We start from the raw sequence: 25,661 nt of genomic DNA, 5'->3' as shown, positions 1-25,661 counted from the left end.
GTTCGCTCATCCGATCGGGTGACGTTCGTTTGCCGGAGCTCACGCCCGGCACCGGGACGCGGTCGAGACGCGCTGCGGGTTCCGGACCTGGTAGCGCTGACCGCCCCTCCGCCCGCGCGCCCACCGGCGTTGTTCACCCGGAACGGGTGAGGAATCACCGGGCGGTACCGGTTGGGATGGACATCCAGGATTCTCCTTCGCGGAAGGGCATGCAGATGACCACTCCCCAAACCCAGCATCCGGTCCGCCAGGGCATCGCGGCGGGCACCTCGATCGGTGCGGCGATCCTGCTCCTCACCGTCGGCGTACTCCAGATCTTCGAGGGGATCTCCGCGGTGGCCGAGGACGAACTGTTCGTCGTGGGGCCGGAGTACGTGTACCAGTTCGACGTCACCGCCTGGGGCTGGATCCACATCGTGCTCGGCGCCGTCCTCGTGGTCTGCGCGCTCGGGCTGATGACCGGCACCACGTGGGGCAAGGTCGCCGCCGTCATCATCGCGGCGCTGTCGATCGTCGCGAACTTCCTGTGGTTGCCGTACTACCCGTATTGGTCGCTGCTCATCATCGCGCTGAATATCGTGGTGATCTGGGCGGTGTCCACCTGGCGCACCGACGCGACCTAGTAGGCGGCCGGGCGGGTCGCCGGGACGGAGGCGGACATGCCCGCCGCGACCGCACTGGACCGGACACGATGGCTCGGCCATCGCTGGCGAGCGCACGGACTCGCCGGCGAGGCCGCGTGGGACGACCTGCTGCTGCTCGGGTTCCAGGACAGCCGGGGCGACGGCGCGCGACAGTCGCTGCGGGTGCGGGCGGATCGGGAGTCACTCGACCGCACCGTCACGCCGGCCGGGCCGCTGATCGTGTGGTGGACGGTGCGCGGCGCGCCGCACGCCCACCGGCTCGAGCACATGGACTTCCTGCGCGACGCGCTCGCCCCGGTCGACAGCGATGAAGGCGGCGCGGACTATGTCGACGCCGTGACCGAAGTGGCGGCGGCATTGCGCGAGGTGGTCGTCGCACCGATCGGCAAAGGAGAGGCGAGCACGGCCGTCACCGGTCGTGTGTCGCGTAAGCACATCGCGTGGTGCGAGCGGTGTGGTGCCGAGCATGTTGGCGATGCGGTGTTCCGTGCCGCGGGCCGCCAGGCGCAGCTCGTCCTGGCGTCGGACGAGACCCGCACGACGCTGTTGTATCCCACCCCGCCGCACCCGGATTCGGACCGGCCCGGATCGCGGGGCGAACTGTTGCGCGCGTTTTTCCGGGTGAACGGCCCGATCACCCGTCCGCTGTTCCGCGACTGGCTGGGCGCGGACGTGGACGAGGCTTGGCGCGATCCGGACCTCGCGCTGGTCCGCGTCCGCGTGGACGGCCACCGCTACGAACTGCCCGAACGGCTGGTGGACGAGCTCGTCGCCGCGCCGCCCGCCGAGGGCGTCGCGCTGGTCCCGGCGCACGACCCGTACCTGCGGCAGACCGACCGGGCGCTGCTCGTCCCCGACACCACCCGCCGCGCCCAGGTGTGGCGGGCAGTCTCGGCCCCCGGCGCGATCCTGGTGGACGGCGAGGTCGCAGGCACCTGGCGCTACCGTCGCACCGACCACCGGATGACGCTCACCCCCTTCGATCCCCTGCCCACCCGGGTGCGCACGGACGCCGAAGAAGCGGCTCACCGGACGACGGGGGACGATCGGCTCGAACCGGACTGGGCGTAGGGCCCAGTCGCGGCGCTCCGTCGAGTGCTTCCACAGATCGGACCATCGCCCTGCGACGGCTCGATCACCAGGCCATGGGCTCGACGGCAGGCAGGGGCGGCAGCGCGCGGCCGACGTGCGCGCAGGCCCCTACTCAGCGAGGTGCGGAAGCCCGGGGTTCGGTCCGGCCCGCGTCGATGTCGGCCTCGATCTCGTCCAGCGCCGTGCGGATCATCGCGCCGTAGGCGTCGTCGGCGAGCGCGTCCACGTGGGCGCGGGCGGCGGCGAGTTCGTCGCGGGCGGCGGCGAAGGAGCCGAGGCGGCGGAAGTTGTCGGCCAGGTTCAGGTGCAGGGAGGGGGAGAAGCCGCGCGCGGTCGGGCCCGCGCCTGCGGCCGCCACTTGCTCGTCGGTGACGCTGTCGGCGGCGTCGAGGGCGCGGATATCCCAGGTCAGCGCCCGCGCGGGATCGTCGTGCAGGTCGGCGAGGTAGTGCGCGAGCGCGCAGCGGTGCAGCGCGTCGCCGAGCGGGCCGATCTCGCGCCAGAGCGCGGTGAGCTCGGTGCGCGCGGCGTCGCGCTCACCCGCGCGGCCACGTTCGACGGCGGCGGTGATGGCGTTCATGGTGGGGTCGGTCATCGAGAGTCCTTTCGGAACGGGCGGTTTCGAGGGGGCGCAGGACACGTGCGTTCCGCAGTGGTGGTCATCGGTCATCAGGGTCCAGCGACACGCCATCGGCCCTCACCGGGCCCGGCGGCAGCATCGGCATGGCGAGGCTGGTCAGCGCGCCGTCGGTCGCGGAGCGGACCACGGCGGGCAGGTCGTGGCCGGCCAGGTCGAGCATGATCTCCGGGCCGAGGGCGGTGTCGATCGCGGGCCGCAACACGGCGGGGGAGAAGGTGATGCGCAGCGGATCCCCGGTGACGGCCGCCGGCAGGGCGCTCCCCGCCAGACGCAGCTCGCCACCGGTGATGTCGAAGGTCAGCGCCTCGGCGTCGGTCTCCAACCGTGCGAGCAGCTCCGCTCGCTGCACGAGTACGCGGGTACGCACCTCGGGGAGCCCGGTCAGCACCGCGCGATAGTCGGGATACTCCTCGGCGATGCCCGCGCAATGCCGCTGAATTCCGCCGTCGGACAACTGCACACCGTGGTCGGTCGGCGTCAGCACTATCTCTCCCGCACCCGACAACCACCTGTCGAGCGGTTCGAGGGCGGCGGCCTCGACCACGCGCGACCAGCGGTCGGTACTCGCGCGCACCGGCGCGAGCCCGCGGGTGGAGAGCCGGTAGCGGTCGGTGGCGGTGAGGGTGAGCGCGGTCGCGTCCGATTCGATCAGCACACCGGCCAGCACCGAATCCCCGCTCGCCGCGGCCGTCACCACCTGGGCCAGAGCCCCGGCCAGCGCCGGGCCGGGCACCGCGACAACGCTCGCCGCGAACGCCGACTTGACCTCGGCCGCCACCGCCGCGGCCTCGGCCGCGCGGCGCGCCAGTGCGGCGGCGTGTTCGTCGAGCAGCCGTCCCGCGAGATCCCGGTCGCCCGCGAGCACCCGCGCGATCGTGTCCAGCGGCACCTCCACACCGCGCAACCGCCGGATCAGCGCGGCGCGCTCGCCCTGGGACCGCGTGTAGTACCGGTACCCGGTGACGGCGTCGACCTCGGCGGGCACCAACAATCCGCAGTCGTCGTAGAAGCGCAGCGCGCTCGCGGTCAGGCCGCTGGCCCGCGCGAGCGCGCCGATGGTGATCAGCTCTTCGGAGTTCGGCACCCGGCCATCATGGGACTTCGACCAACCTGAAGGTCAACCCGCCGGAAAACGCGAACGCCCCGGCCGTGCGGGCCGGGGCGTTCGGGAAGAGAACTCAGGAGCGGGTGGGAACTTCCTCCGCCTCCGCGGCGGGCTCACCCCGGCGGCGCGCCAGGATGCGCTTGCCGACCTCGACCACGATCGGCATCACCGACACCGCGACGATGAGCAGGAAGATGTAGTCGATGTTGTCCCGCACGAACTCGATCTGGCCGAGCAGGTAGCCGAGGTAGGTCACACCCGAACCCCACAGCACGCCGCCGAGCACGTTGTAGGTCACGAAGATCCGGTACTTCATCCCGGCCGCGCCCGCCACCAGCGGCGCGTAGGTGCGCACGATCGGGACGAAGCGGGCGAGCACGATGGTGATCGGGCCGTGCTTCTCGAAGAAGGCGTGCGACTCGTCGATGTACTTCTTCTTGAAGATGCGCGCGTCGTTGCTCTTGAACAGGGCGGTGCCGCCGCGCGAGCCGATGAAGTACCCGACTTGGTCACCCAGGACGGCCGCGATCGGAATCAGCACCAGCAGCACCCCGATCGGCGCGAACGGCGCGATCTCGGTGGACTTCGACGCCGCGATCAGGCCCGCCGTGAACAGCAGCGAATCGCCGGGCAGCAGCGGGAACAGCAGACCGGATTCGATGAAGACGACCAGTAGCAGGCCGATCAGCATCCAGGTGCCGAACGAGTTGAGCAGGTTCACCGGGTCCAGGAACCCTGGCAGCAGTGCGAGATTGGTGGTCACCGATCCCGTTGCGGTGTGAATCGTCATGTGTTCGCTACCTGGCTACCTTCCCGATCTGCCCGAAGCGCTCGCCGATGTCGAGCGCCCCTCTTACCTTCGAACCAGCGATACCGCGGACGGACCGGTTCGCCCGTCCGCCCCGTGCGAGGCGCGGCCCCGCTTCCACGATAGATGCTCTTCGGCCCCGCGCGGTTCCGGCGTGTCGCGGTACCGCGGGTGGCCGCGCCGCAACCGGCTCGTCCGGCCACCGGACCTGAGACACAGTAACACCAGCCCCCGCGCGGATCACCCCGCGCGCGAGCCCCGCTCGATGCCCGATTCGCCCGATTCGCTCGGGGCGGCGGGCTGGTCAGGCGCGATGCACCCGGCCGTGTGGTTCGGCACAGTGCAGTTCCGGCGGCGGTGCGTCCGCCTCGGTGGCGTGATCGATCTGGAGGGTGGTGTGCTCGAGGCCGTACTCGTCGTGCAGGACGCGTCCGATCTCGGCGCGCACGGCGTGGCAGTCGGCCCGGTCTTCGACCAGCACGTGCGCCGACAGCGAGGGCTCGCCGGAGGTGATCACCCAGACGTGCAGATCGTGCACCTCGGTCACGTGGCCGACGGTGACCAGTCGCGCGCCGATCGCGTCGGGGTCCAGGTCCGCGGGCGCGGCCTCGAGGAAGATGCGCCCCGATTCGCGCACCAGCGCCCAGCCCGCCTTCACCATCAGCGCGGCCACCACGAGCGCGGCGATGGCGTCGGCGCGGGCGAATCCGGCCAGCCACACGGCCGCGCCCGCGACCGCCGTGCCGATGAAGGCGTAGAGGTCGTTGAGGATGTGCTGGAACGCGCCTTCGACATTGAGGCTGTTGCGATCGGCCTTGCTGATGCACCACGCGGCCAGGATGTTGACCACGATGCCGAGCAGCGCGGTGAAGAACACGAGCGGGCCCGCCACGTCGGGCGGCTCGATCAGCCGGTGGATGCCCTCGTAGGTGAACCACACCGCGAGCAGCAGCAGCGTGATGCCGTTGGCCTGGGCCGACAGGATCTCCGCGCGCTTGTAGCCGAAGGTGTAGCGCCCGCCGGGGGGCCGTTTCGACAGCCGGATGGCGACGAGGGCGAGCGCGATCGCGGCGGCGTCGGTGAGCATGTGCGCGGCGTCGGTGAGCAGCGCGAGCGAGTTGGCCATCAGGCCGACGACCACCTCGCCCGCCATGAACGTGACGATCAGCGTGAGCGCGGCGCCCAGCCAGCGCGGGTCGGAATCGGCGGAGACGCCGTGGTCGTGCCCGTGCCGGCCGTGTCCGTGGTGATCGTGGGAATGCCGCTCGCGCGGGTGCCCGTCGGCATCGGCGGCGGATGCCCCCGGCGACGGCGTCGCGCAATGATCTCCCATGATCGAGAACCCTTTCCTCCGTGGCGGATGCCGGAGGGAAGCCTAGCCTATCTTGCAGACATGCGCATTATCGCATTTGTAATCCCAGGTGAGGGGGCTCAGCAGCAGTCGACGGCCGGTTCGGTGAACCCGCCGCGTCCCGCGAGCGCGACCACGGTGCCGTGTTCGCTGATCAGCCACTGTCCGCAGACGCAGCGCAGGTAGCGGACCGAGCCGTGCGCGGAGACCAGGGTGGGCGAGGGCCAGGAGCAGGAAGGGCAGGTAGCGAGCATGCGTCCAGCCTGATGTAATGGCTTTATGCATTTCAACCCTTACGGCGGCACGGCGGCCGAACTCGCGGCGCTCCTGGTCAACGCCGACCCGAGGACGGATATGCGCGAGGTGCTGATCGAGACGGGCTACAAGCCGATCACCACCCTCGACGCGACGCAGTCCGCGGAGTTGCGCCGCTGGATCGCGCGGCTGCGCGAGGTGTTCGAGCGGCCTTCGGTGCGCGCGCTCAACGAACTGCTGGCCGAGACCACGAGCCAGCCCTACATCTCGACCCACGACGGCCGCGCCCCGCATCTGCACTACGCACGAGAGGATGCCCCGATGGACGAGCGCGTCAAGGCCTACACCGCGGCCGGACTGGCGTCGCTGTTCTGCGAGGACGCCGGGCGCATGGGCCGCTGCGCGCGCGAGGGCTGCGACACCGTCTACGTGGACACCTCCCGCAACGGCAGGCGGCGCTACTGCTCCACGCGATGCGCGAACCGCGTGCACGTGGCCGAGCACCGCCTGCGGAGCACGGCCTGAGCCCCGCTCAGTTGGTGACGCGCGGGTGCTGCCGGAAGTGGGGATGCTCCTCGGCGCGCATCCAGCGCCCGAACGTGGCCTGGCCCGCGTCGTCGCGGCGGATCGGGCTCACCCAGGCGCGCCGCGGTGTCTGACCGCCGCTGCGCGGGCCGTGGGTGACGAGCGGCACCTCCCGCGCGACGAGGTAGTAGTCGCCGTCGCTGTGCGCCTCGGGCAGGTATTCACAGAGTTGCTCGGCGGCGTCGCCCAGGTCGGCGCCCGCCACCACGCCGTGGCGCGGGCTCGGCCCGTCGGCCTCGACGACGACCGCGGACACGCTCCACATGCGGTTGCCGGGCAGCAGGTTGCCCGGGGTGTCGGGGTCGCCGAGGCGGGGTCCGGTGGTGTCCTGCGCCGCGGCCGCGTACGCGCTCTCGATCATTCCGCACCTCCGGTGGTGGGACGCGGGTACGCGCGACAGTAGAGCTGGTGGATCATCGTGCCTCCCAACGTCTTCAGAAGAGAACAGCCGGTCTTGGGGTGTGGGGACATCGTGTACCCGGGGCCGGTGCGCCATTTCCGAGGACGACCGACCTGTAAATCAGTGTATCGGCTCGGCTACGTGGCCGTTACCGATTGATCACCGGGGTGTGGTGAAAGACATTCCGCCGCACCATGTTTCAACCGATCGGAAATAAAGCCGCGATGATTCCGAGGCGGTGACCAGGTGGGATGCGTTCGGCCGAAAGGGTTTTCGAGGCGCCTTGCTCTCGACCGCCGCCGCTACGCCGGATCGCTGGTGCGCCGCGCCACCTCGGGCAACCTGTCGATCATCGCGATCGCGAACTCGGCCAGCAGATCGATCAGCCCGTCGCGGTCGACGGGCAGCTCGCCGTCCAGCCACGCCAGCATCAACTCGGCCGCGCCGCCGGTGATGAGCTGGGAAGTGGCCGCGACCGCCGTGTCCTGGCCCTCGGGCAGGTCGAGCACCAGCCGGGTCTGCTCGATGATGGTGGTGGCCACCTCGCGCATCCCGGCGAACCGGGTGCGCATCAGCGCCTCGCTGCCGTAGGTCTGGGCGAGCATCACCTTGGCGCGGCGCGGGTCGTCGGTGAGGTCGGTGACCAGCGCCGCGACGCCCGCGCGGATGCGGTCGGCGGGCGCGCCGCGGGTGTCGGCGACCGCGCGGCGGGCGCGGGTGAGCGCCGAGGTCTGCACGTCGACCAGCAGGTCGCAGGCCATGGTGTCCAGATCGGGGAACGCCTCGTAGAAGAAGCGCGGGCCCACCTTGGCCTGTTCGCACACCCCGCGCACGGTCAGCGCGGCCGGACCGTGGGTGCCGACGATGTCGAGTGCGGCGTCGAGCAGGCGCCTGCGCCGGTCCTCGCGGCGCTCGGCGGTGGAGGCACCTCGGTAGGTGCCGGTGGATGCCCGGGTCACGCTCGCAGTTTTTCACACGACGTAATTGGGAAACAACTGTTTACGGAAACGCGCGTTTCCGATATGGTCTGAATCACACGCAGAGTCGCGGAAGGGAGACGGTCATGCACCCGCCCCAGCAGGTCGCCGACGGCGCAAGGCAACTGCGAACCCGGTTCTTCTGGCGTGTGCAGCGCGCGGGAGCCCGCGTCGTCGGGCGCTACCCCGTGCGGCCGCGTCCGCTCGCCGATCCGCCGCCGGGAAGCGGGTTGCGCCCGACGCCCGGCGATTTCGGCCCGCCCGGCATCGGCTACACCTTGCAGACGCTGGCCGACCCGATCGCGTTCTCCCGCAGGCGTTTCGAAGAACTGGGTCCGGTCAGCTGGATGGGTGTGCTCGGGCGGCCCGCCGTGGTGGTCGTCGGTCCGGAGGCGTTCGAGGTGGTGTTGCTGGACCGGGAGAAGGTGTTCTCGGCGCAGCGTGGCTGGGAGTTCCTGATCGGCCCGTTCTTCCGCGGCGGGCTGCTGTTGCGCGACTTCGACGAGCACCTCTTCCATCGCCGGATCATGCAGCAGGCCTTCACCCGTCCCCGTCTCGTGGGCTACCTCGACCTCACCACGCCGCTGCTGCGCCGTGGCATCGCGCGGTGGCGGCCCGCCTCGGACTTCCCCGTCTACACCGAAGTCAAGAAGCTGCTGCTGGAACAGGCCACCGAAGTGTTCGCCGGCGCGGAACTCGGCGCCGAAGGGGCCCGGCTCGGGCACGCCTTCGAGGACGCCGTGCGCGGTGGCGCCGCGATCGTGCGCACCAACGTGCCCGGCGGGGTCTGGTCCCGTGGGCTGCGCGGGCGCGCGGTGCTGGAGGAGTACTTCCGCCGCGAATTGCCCGCCAAGCGCGCGGGTTCGGGCACCGACCTGTTCAGCGTGCTGTGCCGGGCGACCACTGCGGAGGGGCACGCCTTCACCGACGACGAGGTGGTCCAGCACATGATCTTCGTGATGATGGCCGCGCACGACACCAGCACCATCGCCACCTCCATGCTGGCCTACGAACTCGGCAGGCACCCGGACTGGCAGGAGACGCTGCGCGCCGAATCGCGCGCCCTGGGCAAGGACGCGCTGGATTACGACGACCTGGACCGGCTGCCCACGCTGGACATGGCGTTCAAGGAGGCGCTGCGCATGTACGCGCCGGTGGCGCAGCAGGTGCGGGAAACGTTGCGCGACACCGACATCCTGGGCCACTACGTCCCGCAGGGGACGCTGGTGCTGTGCGGTCCGTACTCCATGATGCGCACCGAGGAGTACTGGCGCGACCCGCACGCGTTCGATCCCGGCCGGTTCGCGCCCGAGCGCCGCGAGGACAAAGCGCACCGCTTCGCGTGGGCGCCGTTCGGCGGCGGCGCGCACAAGTGCATCGGCCTGTACTTCGGCGGGATGACGGTGAAAGCCGTGATGCACCAGATGCTCTTGCGCTATCGCTGGACCGTGCCGTCCGGCTATCGCGTCCCGCTGGTGGCGGGCACGGGGCCCACACCCGCCGACGGACTGCCCCTCCGGCTGGAACGGATCCGCGCGTGAGACTGCTCGCCGACCTGGACCGCTGCGAGGGGCACGGCATGTGCGAGGCGCTGGCGCCCGAGCTGTTGCGCGTCGGCCCCGACGGCGTGGTGGTGCCGAGCCCCGGTCCGGTCGCCGACGCGGACGCCGACCTGGCACACCTCGCGGTGGACAGTTGTCCGGTTCGAGCGTTGCTGATCGACCCCTGATCCGCCCGTACCGCGGTTCGCTGGCAAATTCGTGGCTATACTCGCGGGCACATGAATGAGCGGGAAGGTGATCCGGACCCCGGCGTGCGGCGCGGCATCGCGCGACGGACGGTACTGAGCTTGGCCGGCGTGGCGCTGGCCGCAGGACTCGGGGCCTGCGGACGGGCCGAGCAGACGACCACGGCGGCCTCTGGCGAACTCCGGGCGATCGCCCACGACGCCTACGTCTTCGGGTACCCCTTCGTCCTGATGGACGTCACGCGCACGGCCTCGCTCGCCGTCGCGCCCGCCGATCGCCTCTGGCACGCCACCGCGCCGCCGACCCCGGAACGCCACGACGTGGTGCGAATGAACCTCGACACGCTGTATTCCAGTGCGTGGCTGGATCTTTCCGAGGAGCCGGTGGTGGTGCGGATGCCCGCGGTGGAGCCGGGGCGGTTCTGGTTGCTGCAATTCATGGACGCGTGGTCCAACACCGTGCACAATCCGAGCGGCATGCGTCCCCAGGTGCAGCCGGGCACCACGACGCCGCCCTACACCTACGTCATCACCGGGCCGGGGTGGTCCGGCGACCTGCCCGCCGGGCTCACGCCGCTGCCGATGCCCACCCCGACGGTCTGGCTGCTGGGCCGCATCCAGGTGAACGGGCCCGACGACGTGGCCGCCGTGCGCGCGATCCAGCAGGAGATGCGGGTGGCCACGCTCAGCGACTGGGTCGCGGGGCGCGAGACCGCCTCGACCGCCGCTCCGCCGCCGACCGACGAGACCCCGGCGGAGCGCGTCGCGCGCATGGACCCGCGCGAGTTCTTCGACCGCCTGTGCGCGCGGATGAGCACCGATCCGCCCGCGCCGGTGGACGCGCCCGCGATGGCGCGCTTCGCCAGGATCGGCGTCGAACCGGGCGGCCGGATCGAAGGACTCACCGAGGAGGATCTGCGCATGGTGGTGCGGGACGCCACCCAGACCATCGGCGTCTACGTCGATCCGCAGACCCGGCTGGAGAACGGGTGGTCCTTCGATCCGCGCACCGGCGTGTACGGCACCGAGTATCTGCACCGCGCCGCTGTCGCGCGAAAAGGTTTGGGCGCCAACCTTCCTCAGGATGCGATCTATCCGACCTTCTTCGGGGACGCCGATTCCGACGGTGTGCCGAACCGGTTCCGTCTGCGGTTCGAGGCGGGCGCGCTGCCGCCCGTCGACGCGTTCTGGTCGCTCACCGCGTACGGGGCCGACGACCGCCTGGTGCCGAACGCAGCGGGTATCCAGTCGATCGGTCACGAGGTGCCCGTGGTGCCCGCACCGGACGGGTCGGTGGAGCTGGCGATCCAGCACGAGGACCCGGGTGATGCTGTGCCACAGGGCAATTGGCTGCCGATCCCGCGTGAGGGGGCGTTCTCGCTGACGCTGCGGATGTACGCGCCGCACACCGAGGCGATCGAGGGGACGTGGCGGTTGCCGCCGGTCACGCCGATCTGATGCCCGCGAGGTGTGGCGGTGCGCGTTCGCCCGGCGAGGTCCACATCGGGCGGCATCCGCTACCGCCCGCCGAGCCCGTTTCGGACCCCCGCGCGCGACGCGCCGCCTACCCTGGCAACGTCCCGCCGATCCAGTGAACGGAGTGTTCACCGTGACCGATTCTTTCGAATTCCCGGTCCGAGCCGACGAACGGGAGCCGCTCGCGCGCGTGGCGCGGTTGGCCGACGAATTCCGCGCCACCGCAGCCGAATTCGATGAGCGGGCGGAGATTCCCGTGGCTCACCTCGCGGCCCTGCACGAGGCGGGGCTCGATCGCGCCGTCCTGCCGGATCGGGTCGGCGGCACCGGGCTGAGCTATCGCGCGTTCGGCTGGGTGGTGCGCACGCTGGCCGCGGCCGACCCGTCGATCGCGACCATCTGGACCATGCACGCGGGGGCGGGGGTCGCGCTGGCGGAGATCACCGCCGAGACCATGGGTTCGTTCTTCGCCGAAGAGTTCCTGGCGGGCAAGCGATTCGCCAACGCGCTGAGCGAACCGGCCAGCGGCAACAGGTTTCTGCAACCGCAGCAGGTGGCCGAGCCGGGCGCGGGCGGCTGGACGCTGACCGGGGCGAAGCGGTTCGTCTCCGGCGCGGAGATCGCGGATTACCTGCTGGTGAACGCCCTTGTCGACGGTCAGCCGACCTTCTTCGGCGTGGTCCCCGACGACACGGTGTCGGTGATCCCGATCTGGGACACGCTCGGCCTGCGCGCCACCCGCAGCCAACTGCTGTCGTTCGACCGGACCGTGCTGCGCGCCGAATATCGCGGCAGGCGACCGGGTCCCGGCGATTTCGCGGTAATCCCGGCGGGCCTGCCCGCGATCTCCCTCGGCATCGCCGACGCGGCCCTCGACGCCCTGGTCGAGCACGCCCGGTCGCGCGAGATCCTGGGCGCGCCACTGGCTCACCAGCAGTGGGTGCAGTACGAGGTGGCCGACGTCCAGACCCGCCTCGCCGCCGCCCACGCCCTCTATGAGCGCGCACTCGACTTGGCGGACAACGCGATTCCCGCCGCGCTGCCCACCATGGGCCGCGCCAAGTACCTGGCCAACAAGGTCGCCGTCGACGTCGCCCAACTCGGCGTCCGCGTCGGCGGAGCCTCGGGATACCTGAAGCGCTCACCCATCCAACGCCACCTCCGCGACGCCGAAGCGGGCCAGCTCATGGCGTATTCGACCGAGGTGCTGGCGGGCGTCATCGGACGCGAGGTGCTGGGCGTCGAGGAGGGGTGAGCGCGCGGAGTGAGGTGCTGCAATTGGTGCGCTTCCGGCAACGTGCGGAATGGATCTGCCGAGTGAAACAGCCCACGGCACCGGGGCGACACCGACTACTCGCAAGGTGACCGGTCGGTCTCGACGCCGAGGTCGATGGCGGATTCCAGCCGGAGTGTCCGATTTTCTGCCTGCAAAGAGTGGGTTTGCCGGAGGGGAATCACGTAGTGGACTACGCATGCCCGGTGCGAACGGATCGGCAGAATCGGCCTCTCGTCAGGGGTTTCGAGTCGAGGGGGCCGGGTGTCGGGGTGTGACGAGGTGTTTTCGGCGGTGCCGCGCAACGAGCCGCCGCTGGGGGAGCCGCCGCGGCGGATGCGCTCGCGGGGAGCGTCGCGGATCGGTGACGGGTTGCGGATCGCCCTGCGGGAATCGCACGGGCCGGAGCGCGACCGTGAAGACGCCGCGGCCGCGCACACCTTCGCCGTCCAGGCCCTTCGCCTGCTGTTGGAGGTGCTGGACCGCCGCAGGCCACCCGCCCAGCTCGCCACGGTGGCCGAGCCGGCCGTGGTCGCGGCCGTCCGCACGCTCGCCGCGAGCGAACCCGAGGCCCGCCGCAAACTGGGCACCGCCGTCCTGGTCCGCGTCGACGCGATCCCGGTCGACGACCGCATCGCCGAGATCTGCGCGGGCTACGAACGCGGCCACCGCCGCTTCGCCCTCGCCGCCCGCGTCGTGCGCACCGGGCGCAAATGGCGGTTGACCGCGGTGCGTGTGGGGTGAAGGACAACACACCTCGGGTCCCGCGCACGTGATGCACCAGCGGATCCGTGCGACGCGGGCGCGTCGGGGGCGCGGGTGTGGCAGACTCTCGGCGACGGACGCGGCCGGTGGACGACCGTGTGGAAGGTGATGCGGGAGTTGGGATCGCGATGGAGTTGAGCGCGATCGAGCGCCAGGTGGCGGTGGATCGCAGTGCGGCGCGGGACCGGACGTTCGAGGCCGAGGTGCGGTTGGCCGCCTCGCTCGGCGAACTCGCCAAGGCGCTGCTCGCGACCAGGACCAACGGCGCGCCGCGCGACCGCACCACCGAGGCGCTGGCCCCGGCGCAGGAGTCCGTGGGCATCCGGCTGCACTGGCTGATCCAGGGCGAGGTGTCGGCGCGGTTCGCGGGCGAACTCCAGGACGCGCTGCGCGTCTTCGAGCAGGCCGCCCGCCAGACCGGGCACCGGGAACTCGCGGCCAGCACCATCCGCAACGCATGCCACGCCTATCGCGAAGTGGCGCAGACCTTTCCGCAGGTCGCGGGCATGTGCGCCGACGGTCTGGGCAAATGCGGCGTGTGGCTGGGCAGGCTCGACCAGGACGCCGCCGTGGCCGCCGCCGAGGACGCCGCGCGCATCCGCGCCGAACTCGCCTCCGCCAATCCCGATCTGGCGGGCAAGTACCTGGCCAGCCTCAGTACGCTGTTGCGCACCTTGATGATCGGCCGTTCCCGCAAGCAGGCGCTGTCGATGTATCGCGAGCGCTACTCGGCCTACACCTCGACCGGTATGTCGATCCGCTTGCGCGCCTGCGGAATCCGCGATCTCGACCTCACGCCGAAGTCGCTGAACGCGCTGCGCGAACTGGAGTGCCGCACGCTCGAGCAGGCGGGCAGGCTCACCCAGACCCAGATCCTGCGCAAGACCTCCGGCGACCTGTCCACCGTCGAGGAGATCAACTGGCGGCTCGCCCTGGTGGGCCTGCGCCCGCTCGTGCCGGGCGAGGACCCCGAGCCGCCGTCGATGCCGTTGGAGATCGGCCCCACCTTCGGTGCGCTCGCCGTGCGCTGTCCCGACCGCGACGCCATCGCCCAGCTGCGCGAGGCCGTCGCGGCCGCCTACGCCGAGGACGACATCGAGCTGGTGGACAGCTCCACCTATCTCGTCGCCGACGACGAGGACTGGGTGATCGGCCGCGCCGACTTCAACACCGCCCCCTCACTCGGCGACGATGTGGTGATCATCGAGATGTCCTACGGCGGCTGGGTCACCGTGATGAGCCTGAACTGGGAACTCGCGCCCGTGGGGAAACATCCGCTGGCGCTGCGTCTTTCGCGGCAGTGGCCGGTGGTGTCGGTGACCGTCACGGAGAACACCTCCTACGAGCTGTGCCGCTACGAGCAGGGCCGCGCCACCCAGTACGCCGCCCTCGGCCGCCCCAGCGGACCGGCCACCCTGGACGAACCGCTGGCGCCGTTGGATTTCGGCGTGCTGGCGGCGCACGGGGCGAACTTCGCGACCGAGAACAAGCTGCGCGCCGCGTTCGGCAACACGCAGTCGTTCGCGAACCTGACCTATCTGCCCTCGGCGGGCATCCGCCAGCTCCGCAAGACCATGCCGCTCATCGATCACGAACACGTGTTGTTCTTCCGCAAATCCGGGCGCCCCTGAAATGCGTGGCGCGGGCCGCGAATTCGAGTAGCGCGCTACGCGCGAACCACCCCCGCGCCCGGACCTACGCTCGTCGCAACGTTGGAAATGGTTCACGCCGCGACGAGCGCGGGTGCAAGGAACGACGTCACCGATCCAGCTCCGGCTGGGTACTTCCGGCGATCACGGTCGAGGGCCGCGCTCACCGGTGGCACGCTCCGATCCGGGACTTCCCGGCTCGGCGTCGGTGCGCTCTCGCTTCCTCGCCGGGCTGTCGGGTGGTGACGCGGGATCCATCGTGCGCGTGGTGTGTCGGGACCGTGCCCTGATTGTCGGGTGATGTTGTGTTGATCGTGTGCGCGCGGAGGCGATCATGTGTCGCGCTCGGACCGTTGCGCGGGCACCCGGTGATCGGGCCCGGTCACGTGGTGGCACCGGGGCGTGCGCCCGAAAAGCGCCCGGTGAAACGATCTCTGAACTACCTTTGACCTGGTGCGACACTGCACGGGGGTGGTGGAGTCGATCACGGTGTTCCTCGGTGCCGTGATAGGCGGACTCGCGCTCGCCACGCCCATCACCCTGGCGTGGGCGCGCGGCGCGACCACGCTGGAGATGGAGTTGGCCGCGCACAGCCTGCCGCGCGCCACCGCCATCGGGTGCGTGGTCGCGGTGGTGGTCGCGGTGTTCGTGAGCACGGCCGACTCGCCAATGGTGGCGTGGCTCATCGCGCTGGCCGCGATGACGGCCCTGCTGGTGAATCACCTGCTCGGGCGCGGATTCGCCGCGATCGCGCCGCTGAGCACGCTCAACTACATCGACTCCATGGCGGGCGGCGCGCTGCTCGGCGGGTTGCTGGCCGCCGTGCCCCTGCCGTCGTTCTCCGCCGCCGCGGGGGCGCTCGGTGCGCTCACCAGCATCGTGCTCGGGGATATGAGCGGCGCGCGTTACGAGCGGCCCGCGCGGCCGAGCGCGTGGTTCGTCGCCGAACCGCTCTCGCTGTGGTTGCTCGGTCCCGCCACGCTGCTGGTGGTGGTGTGCGCGCTGCGGAACCGGCGGCCGCGTCTCCCGCGGGTGATCGCCGTGGAGTTGCCGCTGCGGCCCATCGTGGCCGTGCTCGCGGTGATGACCGTGACGCTCGGCGGGTCGGAGTGGCTGGCCCGCCACGGCTCCTCGCCGAGCGCGGTCGCCCTCGTCGCGGTGGGAACGGTCGCGGTGGCCGCCGTCGCGGCGCTGCTGCTGCCCGATCGCGACGGCGTGCTGGTGCTGCTCGCGACGGCGGTGGCCGCCGCCGGCGGGGCCATCGTGCTGACGCCGCTCTCGATGTGGACGGTGCCGCTGCTGTTCGGCGCGACCGTGGGCGGCATGGTGCTCGGCACGCAGTGGCCGCACCCGATGGTCGCGCTGGGCGTGCTCGGTGCGCTCGGCCTGTTCGGCGCGCTCACCGCCGTGCCGCGCGAGACTCCCGTCGCGGCCGCGGGCACCGCGGGCATGGCGCTGGCCGTGGTGACGGGCTACTGCTTCACCTCGGCCGTCTCCGGCTACAGCCCGAGCCTGGTCCTCGCCATCGGCACCCTGTTCGTGCCCGGTGTGGTGGTCGCCGTGCGGGCCCGCGTCTTCGGCGGCCCGCTCGACGCCCCGCCCCGCGACAGCGACCCCGGCCTGCTGCTGCGCGCGGCCCCCGGCCTGACCGCGGTCTTCGTCACCGTGGGCTGCGCTTTCGCCATCACCCTCCTGTACCGCCTCCGCGAACCCGAATCCGCGCGCTCGGAAGGCCCGGCCCAGAGCGGCGGGGCAGCCCCGGCTCCGGGCTGAGCTGGGAGGCCGCCGTTGGGCGGCATCCGAACCGAGATCGTGGCCGCCCGATGGCTTCGGGCTGAGGTGTCGACACGCCCAGCCGAGGCCTCCGGCTCCGGGCTGAACGCGCCAGCTTCCGGCCGCGTCGCGGGCTCGGGAAGGACCTGGCACCGTCCTGGGAAGCGGTGCGGTGACTGTCGGCCGGGCGGATCGGCCCCAGGACCGGGTTACCTGCATGTCGCTGATCGGCAGGGCTGGGACCGGGATTCCGGGAGACACGGCCCGCGCGCCGTGCGCTAACGTCGCGGCATGCGGCTTCACGTGGGATGTGCGATGTGGACCCACGCGGCGTGGCAGGGCAAGGAGATGGGGGCGGGGGAGAGGCTGCGGTGGTACGCCGAGCGGTGTGACGCCGTGGAGGGCAACACCACCTTCTACGCCACGCCGGCCCGGCGGACGGTGGAAACCTGGGCGGCGCAGACCGATCCGGATTTCCGGTTCGTGGTGAAGCTGCCCAAGACGATCACCCACGAGCGCAGGCTCAAGGACACCGACGCCGACCTGCGCGAGTTCCTGCACGCGATGGAACCGCTGGGCCCGCGCATCCACACCCTCTGGGCGCAACTGCCCGGTTCCTTCGGGCCGAACGATCTCGGCGCGCTGGCGCTGTTCCTGCGCGGATTGCCGGGTGAGTACCGGTACTGCGTCGAGGTGCGCCACCGTGCGTTCTTCGACGACGACCGCGCGGGCGCCACGCTGGAGAGCCTGCTCGGCCGCATCGGCGCGGAGTGGACGATCTTCGACACCACCGTCCTGTTCGACGGCGCACCGGTGACCGCCGCCGAACAGGAGGCGTGGTCGAAGAAGCCGCGCGTCCCCCGGCGCACCCGCGCGCTGACCGAGCATCCGATGGTGCGCTACCACGGCCGCGACGACCCCGAGCGCACCGTCGCGGGCTGGCGCCCCTGGCTCGACACGGTCGCCGGATGGTTGCGAGAAGGCCGCTCGCCCACCGTGTTCGTGCACACCCCCGACAACGCGTCGGCCCTCGACCTGGCCCGCCGCTTCCACGCCGAGGTCCGCGCCCGCGTCCCGGAACTCGACCCGCTGCCCGAGCCGGTCGAGCGCGATCCGATGACGCTGTTCTGATCCGCGTCAATCCCGCAGTCCGAGTACGGTATTCGCGAACTCCACGAACAGGTCCGCGTATCCGGGGACGGCGGCCGGGCCCTCCGCGATGACGATGCGGCGGGTCCGTTCGCCGATCGCCTCGGGCACCAGCGTGATGAGATCGTCGGCCAGCGCGGGCAGGTCCGGATCGGCGGCGCGGGCCTGGGCGTGGAAGATCCGGTACAGCTCGGCGAACCGGTCCACGGCCAGATCGCGGTAGGCCACCGCCGCCTGATCCACCTTGAACGACTCCACCAGCACCACCCGCGCGAAATCCGGTTCCCTGGCGACCATTTCGCAGTAGGCCACCACGATGCAGCGAATCCTGGTGCGCGCGTCGGCGCCGGGCGGCAACTGCGCCAGCTCCTCGGCGATCCTGGTGGCGACGATGTCGATGCCGGTGTGCACGGCCTCGACGAAGCAGTCCTCCTTGTTGGCGAAGTGCTCGTAGAACGTGCTGCGCGAAACCCGCGCCAGCCCCACGATATCGGTGAGGGTGGTGCTCGAATAGCCCTTGGCGTCCACGCTTTCGACCATCGCTGAGATGATCCGCCCGCGCTGCGAGGCGAGTACCGCTTCGCGTGCCGCGCGGTGCCTTTCGGCGAATCCACTGCGGGGTAGCGTCGCGGGGCGCACGATCGCCCGGTCCTGGCGCATATGTGCCTCCCTGTGTCGAACCCTGATCGGGGGAGCGCGGCCGCGCTCTCACGGCCGGTGCGTCGTTGCGTGGCTCCACCCGTCGGGACTATCGGTGGACGGCCCCGATTCGTTGCCACCCGTATGCCGGGCGATCACCCGCCGTACCTCTGGTGACCTGTCTGCGCCATTCGCCGGGCAATTCCGGCGCACCTGTGCAATCTTGTTATTGCGCAACGGTATTGATACGGAGGGTGCGGCGGTCATGGCGTCGGACACGTTCGAGCTCGGCGACCGCGGTCGCGCGCGCCGGTCCGGCCCGCGCCGGATCCGTCCCGGATCGTCGGTGCCGATGTGGCCGGGCATGATCGAGCCCCAGCCCGGACAACCGCTGCGCAAGCAGGCGCGCAGGCGGCCACCGCGCGGCCCGCGGCGGCCGTGGTTGGTGGGTGGCGCGACCGTGGTCGCGTCGCTGGCGGCGGTGGCCGTGGTGCTGGTGTACGCGGCGGCGGGGGCGGGCCCGAAACAGTCCGCGACCGTGGGGGATCCGGTGCTCGGCGGTGGACCGGGGTGCGAGCCGACCAGAACCGAACAGATGGTGCGCGGCAACGGAACCGGCTCGCGCGACAGCGGCCCCGACGTGGTGCTGGCGTTCCAGTACGCCTACTACGTCACGCGATCCGGCGCGGACGCGCGGGCGGTCACCACCTCCGACGCGTCGGTGTCGAGCGAGGCGGTCATCGACGCGGGCATCGCCTCGGTGCCGCCCGGCACCGACCACTGCGTGCTGATCTTGCCGCTCCCGGACGGCCGGTTCGACGTGGTCATCACCGAATCCCGAGCCGACGAGCCCGCCCGCACCTACCGCCAGGTCGTCAGCGTCACCGAGGCGGGCGACGGGTTCCGCATCACCAAGATCGCCCGGCCCGACCTGTGAGGGTCGTCCGCGGGGAGCGGAAAATCGTTTGGGCCTGAACCGATCTCGCGTCGCGCGGTCCTCACCGCACCGGTTCGATCGGCAGGCGTAGGGCGGCGGGCGCCGTCGGCGGCACCACGGGGCGACGCGGCGGAATCGGCGCCAGACGCCGGTACGGCGCTCCCGCCGCGGGTCGCGGATCGGCCTCACCCTTGTTTGGCCACAAGGAGAGAGCGCGCTCGGCCTGGGCCGTAATGGTGAGCGACGGGTTGACGCCCAGATTCGCCGAGATGGTGGAGCCGTCGATGATGTGCAGCCCGGTGTAGCCGTACACGCGGTGGTACGGGTCCACCACACCGGTCTCCGGACTGTCTCCGATGACGCAGCCGCCGATGAAGTGACCCGTCATGGGAATTCCCAGCACCCCCGACGCGGTACCGAGCGGGAACCCGTCGATCTTGTCCGCCACACGGCGTGCCACCTCGTGCCCCGACGGCAACCACGTCGGATTCGGTTCACCCGCACCCTGTTTCGTCGTCATCCGGCGGCGCCCGAACCAACCGCGCGCGGTGTAGGTGGTGATCGAGTTGTCCACCGACTGCATCACCAGCAGCCCGATGGTCTGCTCCGACCAGTGGCGTGGAGAGTAGGCGCGCGCCAGATCGCGCCGGGCCCGCCACAGGGCGCGCAGCCAGCGCCGCACGCGTGGCATGTCACCGCTCACCAGCACGGTGGCCATGAGCGCGAACGCGTTGCTGCCGCGTCCGTAGCGCACCGGCTCCACGTGGGTGTCGGCGTCGGGGTGGATGGACGACGTGATCGCCACGCCCTTGGTGAAATCGGCGTCGTCGCGCCGGGTGCGCGCGCCGAGCAACTCCTCGGAATTCGTCCTGGACAACTTGCCCAGCATGGGTGAGAGGCCCGGCAGCGAACCGGTGTCGCGCAACCTGTGCAGCAGCCGCTGGGTGCCGAGCGCCGCGGCCGCGAAAACCACGTGCTCGGCGGTGAAATCGCGCCGCCCGGCCCGCACGACGCGGCCGGTGCGCCGGGTCGACACGGTGTATCCGCCGCCGGGCAGCGGGCGCACGTCGGTCACCGTGGTGAGCGGAAACACCTCGGCCCCGACCTTTTCCGCGAGGTAGAGGTAGTTCTTGACCAGGGTGTTCTTGGCGTTGTGCCGACAGCCCGTCATGCACTCGCCGCAGTGCGTGCAGGCCCGCCTGCTCGGCCCGACGCCGCCGAAGTACGGATCGGGCGCGTCCTGCCCCGGCCGCACGCCGTCACCGCCGAAGTACACGCCGACCGGTGTGTGCCGATAGGTGTCGCCGACGCCCATCTCCTCGGCTACCTCCCGCATCACCCGGTCCGACCGGGTGGTGGCGGGGTTGGTCGTCACGCCGAGCATGCGCCTGGCCTGGTCGTAGTGCGGGGCGAGTTCGGCGCGCCAGTCGGTGATGTGGCCCCACTGGCGGTCGGCGAAGAACCGGTCCGGCGGCTCGTAGAGGGTATTGGCGTACACCAGCGAGCCGCCGCCCACGCCCGCGCCCGCCATCACGAACGTGTCCTTCAGCAGCGCGAGCTTCTGGATGCCGTAGCACCCGAGGGCCGGCGCCCATAGGTATCTCTTGATACGCCACGAGGTTTCGGCGAACTCGTCGTCGCGGAAGCGCCTGCCGGCCTCCAGCACCGCGACGCGGTAGCCCTTCTCCGTCAGCCGCAGCGCCGACACGCTGCCGCCGAACCCCGAACCGACGACCACCACGTCGTAGTCGAATCCCATGGTCAGCACACCTTCCTCGCCGCGTTGGTATCCCCACGGTAGGGACGCCCGGCGCGGCGGTGGGACACAGCGACGGCCAACAAATCGGCATTTCCGGCCACCCCCCATCAACCCCTCACCCGCGCAGCGCGACCTCCGCGAGCGCGGTCCAATCGGCCAGCACCTGTTTGCGGCGGGCGCGGTCGCGGCCCACCATTTCGTCCAGGGTCGCGCCGCGCACCACGTTGATCGTCAACCAGAACGCCGATTCCAGGCGCTCCCTGGGGATTTCGGGTCCGATCAGCTCGGCGCAGCGGTCCTGCAACTCCACCGTGAGATCGTGCTGCACACGCAGCATCTCCCGGCGCAGCGCGCTCTCACCTGCGATGCCGACGTAGAGCTCCACGCAGGCGCGGCCCAGTTTGCCCGCGAACGTCGCCGTCACCAGCTCGACCAGGACGGCGCCCGGGGCCGTTCCCGCGGGCAGCGTGCGCAACCGCCGGTGCAGCGCCTGGCGCTGACGCTCGGTGAGGTGCCCGATCGCCTGGGTGAACAGCTCCTGCCGGGTGTGGAAGTGGTGCAGCTGCGCGCCGCGCGTGACGCCGGCGCGCGCGGTGATATCGGCGATCGAGGCGCTGCCCCAGCCGACCTCGGCCAGGCTGTCGATCGCCGCGTCCAGCAGCTGGGCGCGCGTGCGCAGACTCTTCTCCTGGTGCTTGTTCGGCGGCAGCTCGGAAACCATCGACCCAGTATAGGGGCAGAAAAATGCGTGCTGCATTGCATGTAATAAGATGTCGGTCGTACTGTAATCGGGTCCGACCACCCCGCCGCGGAGATGATGAGATGCCCGTCGAACGACTGTTGCCCACCGAGGACGCCCGCGATCTGCTCGAGCTCACCCGGGAGATCGCCGACAAGGTGCTCGAGCCCGACGCCGCCGCCTTCGAGAAGGAGGAGCGCTACCCGGCCGAGGCGTTCCGCGCGCTCGGCGCGGCGGGGCTGCTGAGCCTGCCCTACCCGGAGGAGTTCGGCGGCGGCGGCCAGCCCTACGAGGTGTATCTCCAGGTGCTCGAGGAACTGGCGGCGCGCTGGGCGGCGGTCGCGGTGGCGGTGAGCGTGCACGGCCTGTCGTGCCATCCGCTGTTCGCCTATGGCACGCCCGAGCAGCGCGAGCGGTGGTTGCCGGAGATGTTGTCGGGGAACGTGATCGGCGCGTACAGCCTGTCGGAGGCGCACGCCGGGTCGGACGCCGCGGCGCTGCGCTGCAAGGCCACGCCCGTCGAGGGCGGCTACCGCGTCGAGGGCACGAAGGCGTGGATCACCAACGGCGGCCGCGCCGACTACTACACGCTGTTCGCCCGCACGGGCGAGGGCTCGCGCGGCGTCTCCTGCTTCCTGGTCCCGGCCGACGCCGAAGGGCTCAGCTTCGGCAAGCCCGAGGAGAAGATGGGCCTGCGCGCCGTCCCGACCACGACCGCCGCCTACGACGGCGTGTTCCTGCCCGAGGAGCGGCGGATCGGCGACGAGGGGCGCGGGCTGCCGATCGCGTTCAGCGCGCTGGACTCCGGCCGGCTCGGCATCGCGGCCGTGGCGACGGGCCTGGCGCAGCGGGCGCTCGACGACGCCGTGGCCTACGCCAAGGAGCGAGAGGCGTTCGGCCGCAAGATCATCGACCACCAGGGCCTCGGATTCGTGCTCGCCGATATGGCCGCCGCCGTCGACTCGGCCCGCGCCACCTACCTCGACGCCGCACGGCGCCGCGACGCCGGCCTGCCGTATTCGCGGCAGGCCGGCGTCGCCAAGCTGGTGGCCACCGACGCGGCCATGAAGGTCACCACCGACGCGGTGCAGGTCTTCGGCGGCTACGGCTACACCCAGGACTTCCCGGTCGAGCGCTATATGCGCGAGGCCAAGATCACCCAGATCTTCGAGGGCACCAACCAGATTCAGCGCCTGGTCATCGCCAGGAACCTGGCGCAGGGCTGAGCTACAGGCGCCCGCCGCCACCCACCAGCCACGGGTTGAACGCGCAGTCCAGCGCCGGGTGGGTGGCCGGGTCCAGCGCGTTGAGCGCGATCGAGACCGAGCGCGGCGAGTACATCATCGTGAGGTGGTCGGAGAAGTCCTGTTCGCAGCCGGCCTGCAAGGTGATGTTGTGGACCGTCGCGCCCGGACCGGCCTGCAGGAACGTCCAGTCGTACGGGTTGGTGACCTCGTCGTAGCGCGAGCCCACCGCGGTGTACTCCACGCCGGGCACGGTGTCGCCGCCCGCGTTCAGCTCCGCGTAGAACGCCGAGCCGTGCGCCTGCTGGATATTGGAGATTCCGACGATCGGCTCGTAGAACCCGAGGATGTTCACGCCGAGGTTATTGATGACGCGGCCCAGCGTGGCGATACCCATCAGGCTGGTGCCGTGGTGGGTGGCGCCGAAGGTGATCAGCTTGCCCACCTTGCCCGCGCCGCCCTCGAGCTTCAGGTAGCGGTTGGCCACCGTGCCACCCTGCGAGTGCCCGACGATATCGACCTGTTCGGCGCCCGTCGCGGCGCGTACCCGCTCCACGAATTCGGCGAGCTGGCGCGAGGATTCCTCCATCGGGCCCACGCCATAACGACCGGGTAGCACGGTCCCGAGGCCGCCGCCCTCCAGCAGCCCGGAGCGCCCGAAGTTGAACGCGAACACGCAGTATCCGGCGCGCGCCAACTGCGGCGACATGTAGGAGAACGTGTCGAAGGCGTTGAGCCAGGTGCCGTGCAGCAGCACGACCGGGCGCGGGCGTTGCGCCGTGGGCTTGCAGTCCCAGCGGTTCGCGCCCTGCGGCGCGGCGTCGGGATTCAGCAGGCCGTGGGCGAACGCGGCGAGCGCCGCGGTCAGTTCCGGCCCTTCCCCGACGGCCGCGGAGGCGGTGCTCTTGGCCCAACCACTGCCGCTGGCCGAACCCGAGGCGCTGCCGGTGTCCACGATGGCCTTGGGCTGCCTGCCGTCGGCCGCGGGCATGAGCCCCGCCGAGAGGGTGTCGGCGAAGGCCGTGAGGGCTGGTTCCGAATCCGCCTGTGGCGCACCGGCGGCCACCCCCGAGCCGAGTCCGTGCGGGAGCGCCAGCCCCGCGATCATCGCGGCGCAGGCCAGCCCGCGCCGCGCTCGTTGCGTCGTTGCAAACATCCGTTACTTCCCATCCGATCGTCCGCGCGACCCGGGTGGGCTCGACTATGGCGTAGGGCACAATGTCGTTCGAATGTGATCAGGAGCACCCGGAAAGCGCGGTAACAGTAAATCTAGGAGCGGTCGAGCGCGTTCGTCACTGCACGGCCCGACGAAGTACTCGAACAGATGGTTGTCGCCCATGACAAAGTTTGGGCCACGGCAACGGACACGTTGAGCTCATCCCTGTACTCCGACACAATCGGCCCATGGTTGTCGCTCCATCCCCGGTCACCGGGAACGTTCCCCTGGTGACCCGTCTGCTCACCAGGTGGCCGCAGATCGCCGAGCGCATGCTCGCCGCCGGTCTCGGCGCCACACCGCCCGCCGCCGACCTGCCCGACGGGCATTTCACGGCGGAGGTCCTGCCCACCATCTACGCCTGCGGCCGCGCCGTGCTCCAGGCGATCGGGGAGCAGCGCGAGTTCACCAGGGCGGAGGTGGCGGCGTTCGTGGTGCCGGTCGCCGAGCGGCACGCCGAGGACCGCTTCCCGCTGGCCACCCTCATCGAGGCCATCCACGGGTCGGCGCAGTCGGTGCTGGCCGAGGCCGCCGCGCTGGCCACGCCCGAGGAGAAGGACGAACTCGTCACCGTCGGCTCGCGCCTGCTCGACCTGCTGATGCACATCAACCTGACCGTCGTGGACACCTACACCGAGGTCGAGCAGTCCATCTACAACGCCGAGCGCGAGGCGCGCCGCGAACTGTGTACCGCGCTGCTGCGCGGCCTGCCCGCCGACGAGCTCGCCGCCCGCGCCGACACCCCGCTCACCGATCGCTATACCGTCCTCGCCATCCACCTGCGCCCCGACCGGCAGTCCACCCCGGCCGCGGATCTGCTGGCGCGCAGGCGCATTCGCGTACTGCACCGCACCCTGGACGCGCTCACCAACGGCACCGCGCTCGTCGCGTTCGACGGCAGCGCGGGAATCGCGTTGCTCCCCAACCACTCCGAGGTGTCGGTCGCCGACGCCGCGCGCTACGCCGACCTGGCCACCGATCTCACCGCGCAGTTCGGCACGCCGGTGTTCCTCGCCGAATGCCGTGCCGTGGCGCGGCCGGGCCTGCCCGAGGCCGCTGAACAGGCCGCCGAGGTGGCCACGCTGGCGCGGCTGCTGGACCGGCCCGCCGGCCGCTACCACCTCGACGACCTGCTGCTCGAGTATCAGCTCACCCGTCCGGGTCCCGCGCGTGACCGGCTGGCCCAGCGCATCGCGCCGCTGCTGCGCAACCCGCACCTGCTCGAAGCGCTGGAGGCGCACCTGCAATTCGGCTCGGATCGCAAGGCGGCCTCGGCGCGGTTGCACGTGCACCCCAACACGTTCAGCTACCGGCTGCGCCGCATCGCCGAACTCACCGGCATCGACCCCGGCGAGCCGGGGAATTCGCGGATGCTGGCGGCGGCGCTCACCATCCACCGGCTCTACCCGGCGGCTGACATCGCTTGAGCCCGGAGGCG

At 71.0% G+C, this 25,661-nt stretch carries 25 protein-coding genes; 14 read left to right on the top strand and 11 right to left on the bottom strand.

What is annotated here, in order from left to right; all coding sequences use genetic code 11:
- Positions 1 to 209 precede the first annotated feature (209 nt).
- Both DFR74_RS27085 and DFR74_RS27080 read left to right on the top strand, forming a co-directional pair.
- Complete coding sequence (locus tag DFR74_RS27085) at positions 210 to 623, top strand: DUF7144 family membrane protein (protein ID WP_067508797.1); 414 nt, start codon at positions 210 to 212, stop codon at positions 621 to 623.
- A 36-nt stretch (positions 624 to 659) separates the two neighbouring features.
- Positions 660 to 1,715, top strand: a complete 1,056-nt coding sequence (locus DFR74_RS27080; protein ID WP_067508716.1) for a DNA glycosylase AlkZ-like family protein — start codon at positions 660 to 662, stop codon at positions 1,713 to 1,715.
- Positions 1,716 to 1,848: 133 nt separating this feature from the next.
- Here DFR74_RS27080 and DFR74_RS27075 read toward each other — a convergent pair whose 3' ends face one another.
- The 5 genes from DFR74_RS27075 to DFR74_RS27055 all read right to left on the bottom strand — a co-directional run bounded on the left by DFR74_RS27075 (position 1,849) and on the right by DFR74_RS27055 (position 5,894).
- The gene (locus DFR74_RS27075) at positions 1,849 to 2,331 is read right to left on the bottom strand and encodes a hypothetical protein (protein ID WP_067508713.1); all 483 of its coding nucleotides are present in this window, start codon (positions 2,329 to 2,331) and stop codon (positions 1,849 to 1,851) included.
- A 64-nt stretch (positions 2,332 to 2,395) separates the two neighbouring features.
- Positions 2,396 to 3,460: a DNA polymerase III subunit beta family protein gene (locus DFR74_RS27070; RefSeq protein ID WP_067508711.1), complete on the bottom strand. Its 1,065-nt coding sequence runs from the start codon at positions 3,458 to 3,460 to the stop codon at positions 2,396 to 2,398.
- A 94-nt stretch (positions 3,461 to 3,554) separates the two neighbouring features.
- On the bottom strand, positions 3,555 to 4,271 hold the full coding sequence (locus DFR74_RS27065; RefSeq protein WP_067508709.1) for a VTT domain-containing protein: 717 nt from the start codon (positions 4,269 to 4,271) through the stop codon (positions 3,555 to 3,557).
- 322 nt (positions 4,272 to 4,593) lie between these two features.
- The gene (locus DFR74_RS27060; protein ID WP_067508707.1) at positions 4,594 to 5,622 is read right to left on the bottom strand and encodes a cation diffusion facilitator family transporter; all 1,029 of its coding nucleotides are present in this window, start codon (positions 5,620 to 5,622) and stop codon (positions 4,594 to 4,596) included.
- A gap of 98 nt (positions 5,623 to 5,720) precedes the next feature.
- Positions 5,721 to 5,894, bottom strand: coding sequence for a hypothetical protein (locus DFR74_RS27055; RefSeq protein WP_228791172.1), 174 nt, complete (start codon positions 5,892 to 5,894; stop codon positions 5,721 to 5,723).
- A gap of 25 nt (positions 5,895 to 5,919) precedes the next feature.
- Between DFR74_RS27055 and DFR74_RS27050 the strand changes: the two genes are divergently transcribed.
- Positions 5,920 to 6,420 carry a CGNR zinc finger domain-containing protein gene (locus DFR74_RS27050; protein WP_067508703.1) on the top strand — a complete coding sequence of 167 codons (501 nt, stop codon included), beginning with the start codon at positions 5,920 to 5,922 and terminating at the stop codon, positions 6,418 to 6,420.
- A gap of 7 nt (positions 6,421 to 6,427) precedes the next feature.
- Here DFR74_RS27050 and DFR74_RS27045 read toward each other — a convergent pair whose 3' ends face one another.
- Together DFR74_RS27045 and DFR74_RS27040 are read right to left on the bottom strand one after the other, a co-directional pair.
- A complete protein-coding gene (locus tag DFR74_RS27045) occupies positions 6,428 to 6,841 on the bottom strand; it encodes a hypothetical protein (RefSeq protein ID WP_067508701.1) in 414 nt (137 codons plus the stop codon).
- Positions 6,842 to 7,182: 341 nt separating this feature from the next.
- Complete coding sequence (locus tag DFR74_RS27040; RefSeq protein ID WP_067508699.1) at positions 7,183 to 7,839, bottom strand: TetR/AcrR family transcriptional regulator; 657 nt, start codon at positions 7,837 to 7,839, stop codon at positions 7,183 to 7,185.
- 104 nt (positions 7,840 to 7,943) lie between these two features.
- On the opposite strand from DFR74_RS27040, the gene DFR74_RS27035 reads away from it, so the two are divergent.
- From DFR74_RS27035 to DFR74_RS27000, 8 genes are all read left to right on the top strand, one after another.
- Positions 7,944 to 9,398: a cytochrome P450 gene (locus tag DFR74_RS27035; RefSeq protein ID WP_067508697.1), complete on the top strand. Its 1,455-nt coding sequence runs from the start codon at positions 7,944 to 7,946 to the stop codon at positions 9,396 to 9,398.
- Complete coding sequence (locus tag DFR74_RS27030; RefSeq protein WP_067508695.1) at positions 9,395 to 9,586, top strand: ferredoxin; 192 nt, start codon at positions 9,395 to 9,397, stop codon at positions 9,584 to 9,586. Before DFR74_RS27035 ends, DFR74_RS27030 begins: the two co-directional genes overlap by 4 nt.
- A gap of 51 nt (positions 9,587 to 9,637) precedes the next feature.
- Positions 9,638 to 11,062 carry a DUF1254 domain-containing protein gene (locus DFR74_RS27025; protein ID WP_067508693.1) on the top strand — a complete coding sequence of 475 codons (1,425 nt, stop codon included), beginning with the start codon at positions 9,638 to 9,640 and terminating at the stop codon, positions 11,060 to 11,062.
- A 151-nt stretch (positions 11,063 to 11,213) separates the two neighbouring features.
- Positions 11,214 to 12,335: an acyl-CoA dehydrogenase family protein gene (locus DFR74_RS27020; RefSeq protein ID WP_067508795.1), complete on the top strand. Its 1,122-nt coding sequence runs from the start codon at positions 11,214 to 11,216 to the stop codon at positions 12,333 to 12,335.
- 312 nt (positions 12,336 to 12,647) lie between these two features.
- The gene (locus tag DFR74_RS27015; protein ID WP_147265945.1) at positions 12,648 to 13,097 is read left to right on the top strand and encodes an Rv3235 family protein; all 450 of its coding nucleotides are present in this window, start codon (positions 12,648 to 12,650) and stop codon (positions 13,095 to 13,097) included.
- Positions 13,098 to 13,246: 149 nt separating this feature from the next.
- Positions 13,247 to 14,749 (top strand): hypothetical protein, encoded by a 1,503-nt coding sequence (locus DFR74_RS27010; RefSeq protein WP_067508690.1) that lies wholly within the window; start codon positions 13,247 to 13,249, stop codon positions 14,747 to 14,749.
- Between the two features lie 471 nt (positions 14,750 to 15,220).
- Entirely contained in the window at positions 15,221 to 16,540 is a 1,320-nt protein-coding gene (locus tag DFR74_RS27005) for a hypothetical protein (RefSeq protein WP_147265944.1), read from the top strand.
- 291 nt (positions 16,541 to 16,831) lie between these two features.
- The gene (locus tag DFR74_RS27000; protein WP_198161725.1) at positions 16,832 to 17,671 is read left to right on the top strand and encodes a DUF72 domain-containing protein; all 840 of its coding nucleotides are present in this window, start codon (positions 16,832 to 16,834) and stop codon (positions 17,669 to 17,671) included.
- 6 nt (positions 17,672 to 17,677) lie between these two features.
- Here the strand turns inward: DFR74_RS27000 and DFR74_RS26995 are convergent, their stop codons facing one another.
- Positions 17,678 to 18,349, bottom strand: a complete 672-nt coding sequence (locus DFR74_RS26995; RefSeq protein WP_067508684.1) for a TetR/AcrR family transcriptional regulator — start codon at positions 18,347 to 18,349, stop codon at positions 17,678 to 17,680.
- 244 nt (positions 18,350 to 18,593) lie between these two features.
- On the opposite strand from DFR74_RS26995, the gene DFR74_RS26990 reads away from it, so the two are divergent.
- Positions 18,594 to 19,265 carry a hypothetical protein gene (locus DFR74_RS26990; protein ID WP_228791176.1) on the top strand — a complete coding sequence of 224 codons (672 nt, stop codon included), beginning with the start codon at positions 18,594 to 18,596 and terminating at the stop codon, positions 19,263 to 19,265.
- Positions 19,266 to 19,326: 61 nt separating this feature from the next.
- Here DFR74_RS26990 and DFR74_RS26985 read toward each other — a convergent pair whose 3' ends face one another.
- Complete coding sequence (locus DFR74_RS26985; protein WP_067508791.1) at positions 19,327 to 21,024, bottom strand: GMC family oxidoreductase; 1,698 nt, start codon at positions 21,022 to 21,024, stop codon at positions 19,327 to 19,329.
- A 115-nt stretch (positions 21,025 to 21,139) separates the two neighbouring features.
- Positions 21,140 to 21,745, bottom strand: coding sequence for a TetR/AcrR family transcriptional regulator (locus DFR74_RS26980; protein ID WP_067508682.1), 606 nt, complete (start codon positions 21,743 to 21,745; stop codon positions 21,140 to 21,142).
- 101 nt (positions 21,746 to 21,846) lie between these two features.
- Between DFR74_RS26980 and DFR74_RS26975 the strand changes: the two genes are divergently transcribed.
- The gene (locus DFR74_RS26975; protein WP_067508680.1) at positions 21,847 to 22,989 is read left to right on the top strand and encodes an acyl-CoA dehydrogenase family protein; all 1,143 of its coding nucleotides are present in this window, start codon (positions 21,847 to 21,849) and stop codon (positions 22,987 to 22,989) included.
- 1 nt (position 22,990) lies between these two features.
- On the opposite strand, the gene DFR74_RS26970 is transcribed toward DFR74_RS26975, so the two are convergent.
- Positions 22,991 to 24,163: an esterase/lipase family protein gene (locus tag DFR74_RS26970; protein ID WP_067508678.1), complete on the bottom strand. Its 1,173-nt coding sequence runs from the start codon at positions 24,161 to 24,163 to the stop codon at positions 22,991 to 22,993.
- 248 nt (positions 24,164 to 24,411) lie between these two features.
- Between DFR74_RS26970 and DFR74_RS26965 the strand changes: the two genes are divergently transcribed.
- Complete coding sequence (locus DFR74_RS26965) at positions 24,412 to 25,650, top strand: PucR family transcriptional regulator (RefSeq protein ID WP_067508676.1); 1,239 nt, start codon at positions 24,412 to 24,414, stop codon at positions 25,648 to 25,650.
- Positions 25,651 to 25,661 lie beyond the last annotated feature (11 nt).

Source organism: Nocardia puris, assembly GCF_003315035.1.
Taxonomy (GTDB): Bacteria; Actinomycetota; Actinomycetes; order Mycobacteriales; family Mycobacteriaceae; genus Nocardia; species Nocardia puris.
The sequence above is the reverse complement of the archived record's forward strand: the minus strand, read 5'-3'. Positions and strand labels throughout refer to the sequence as shown.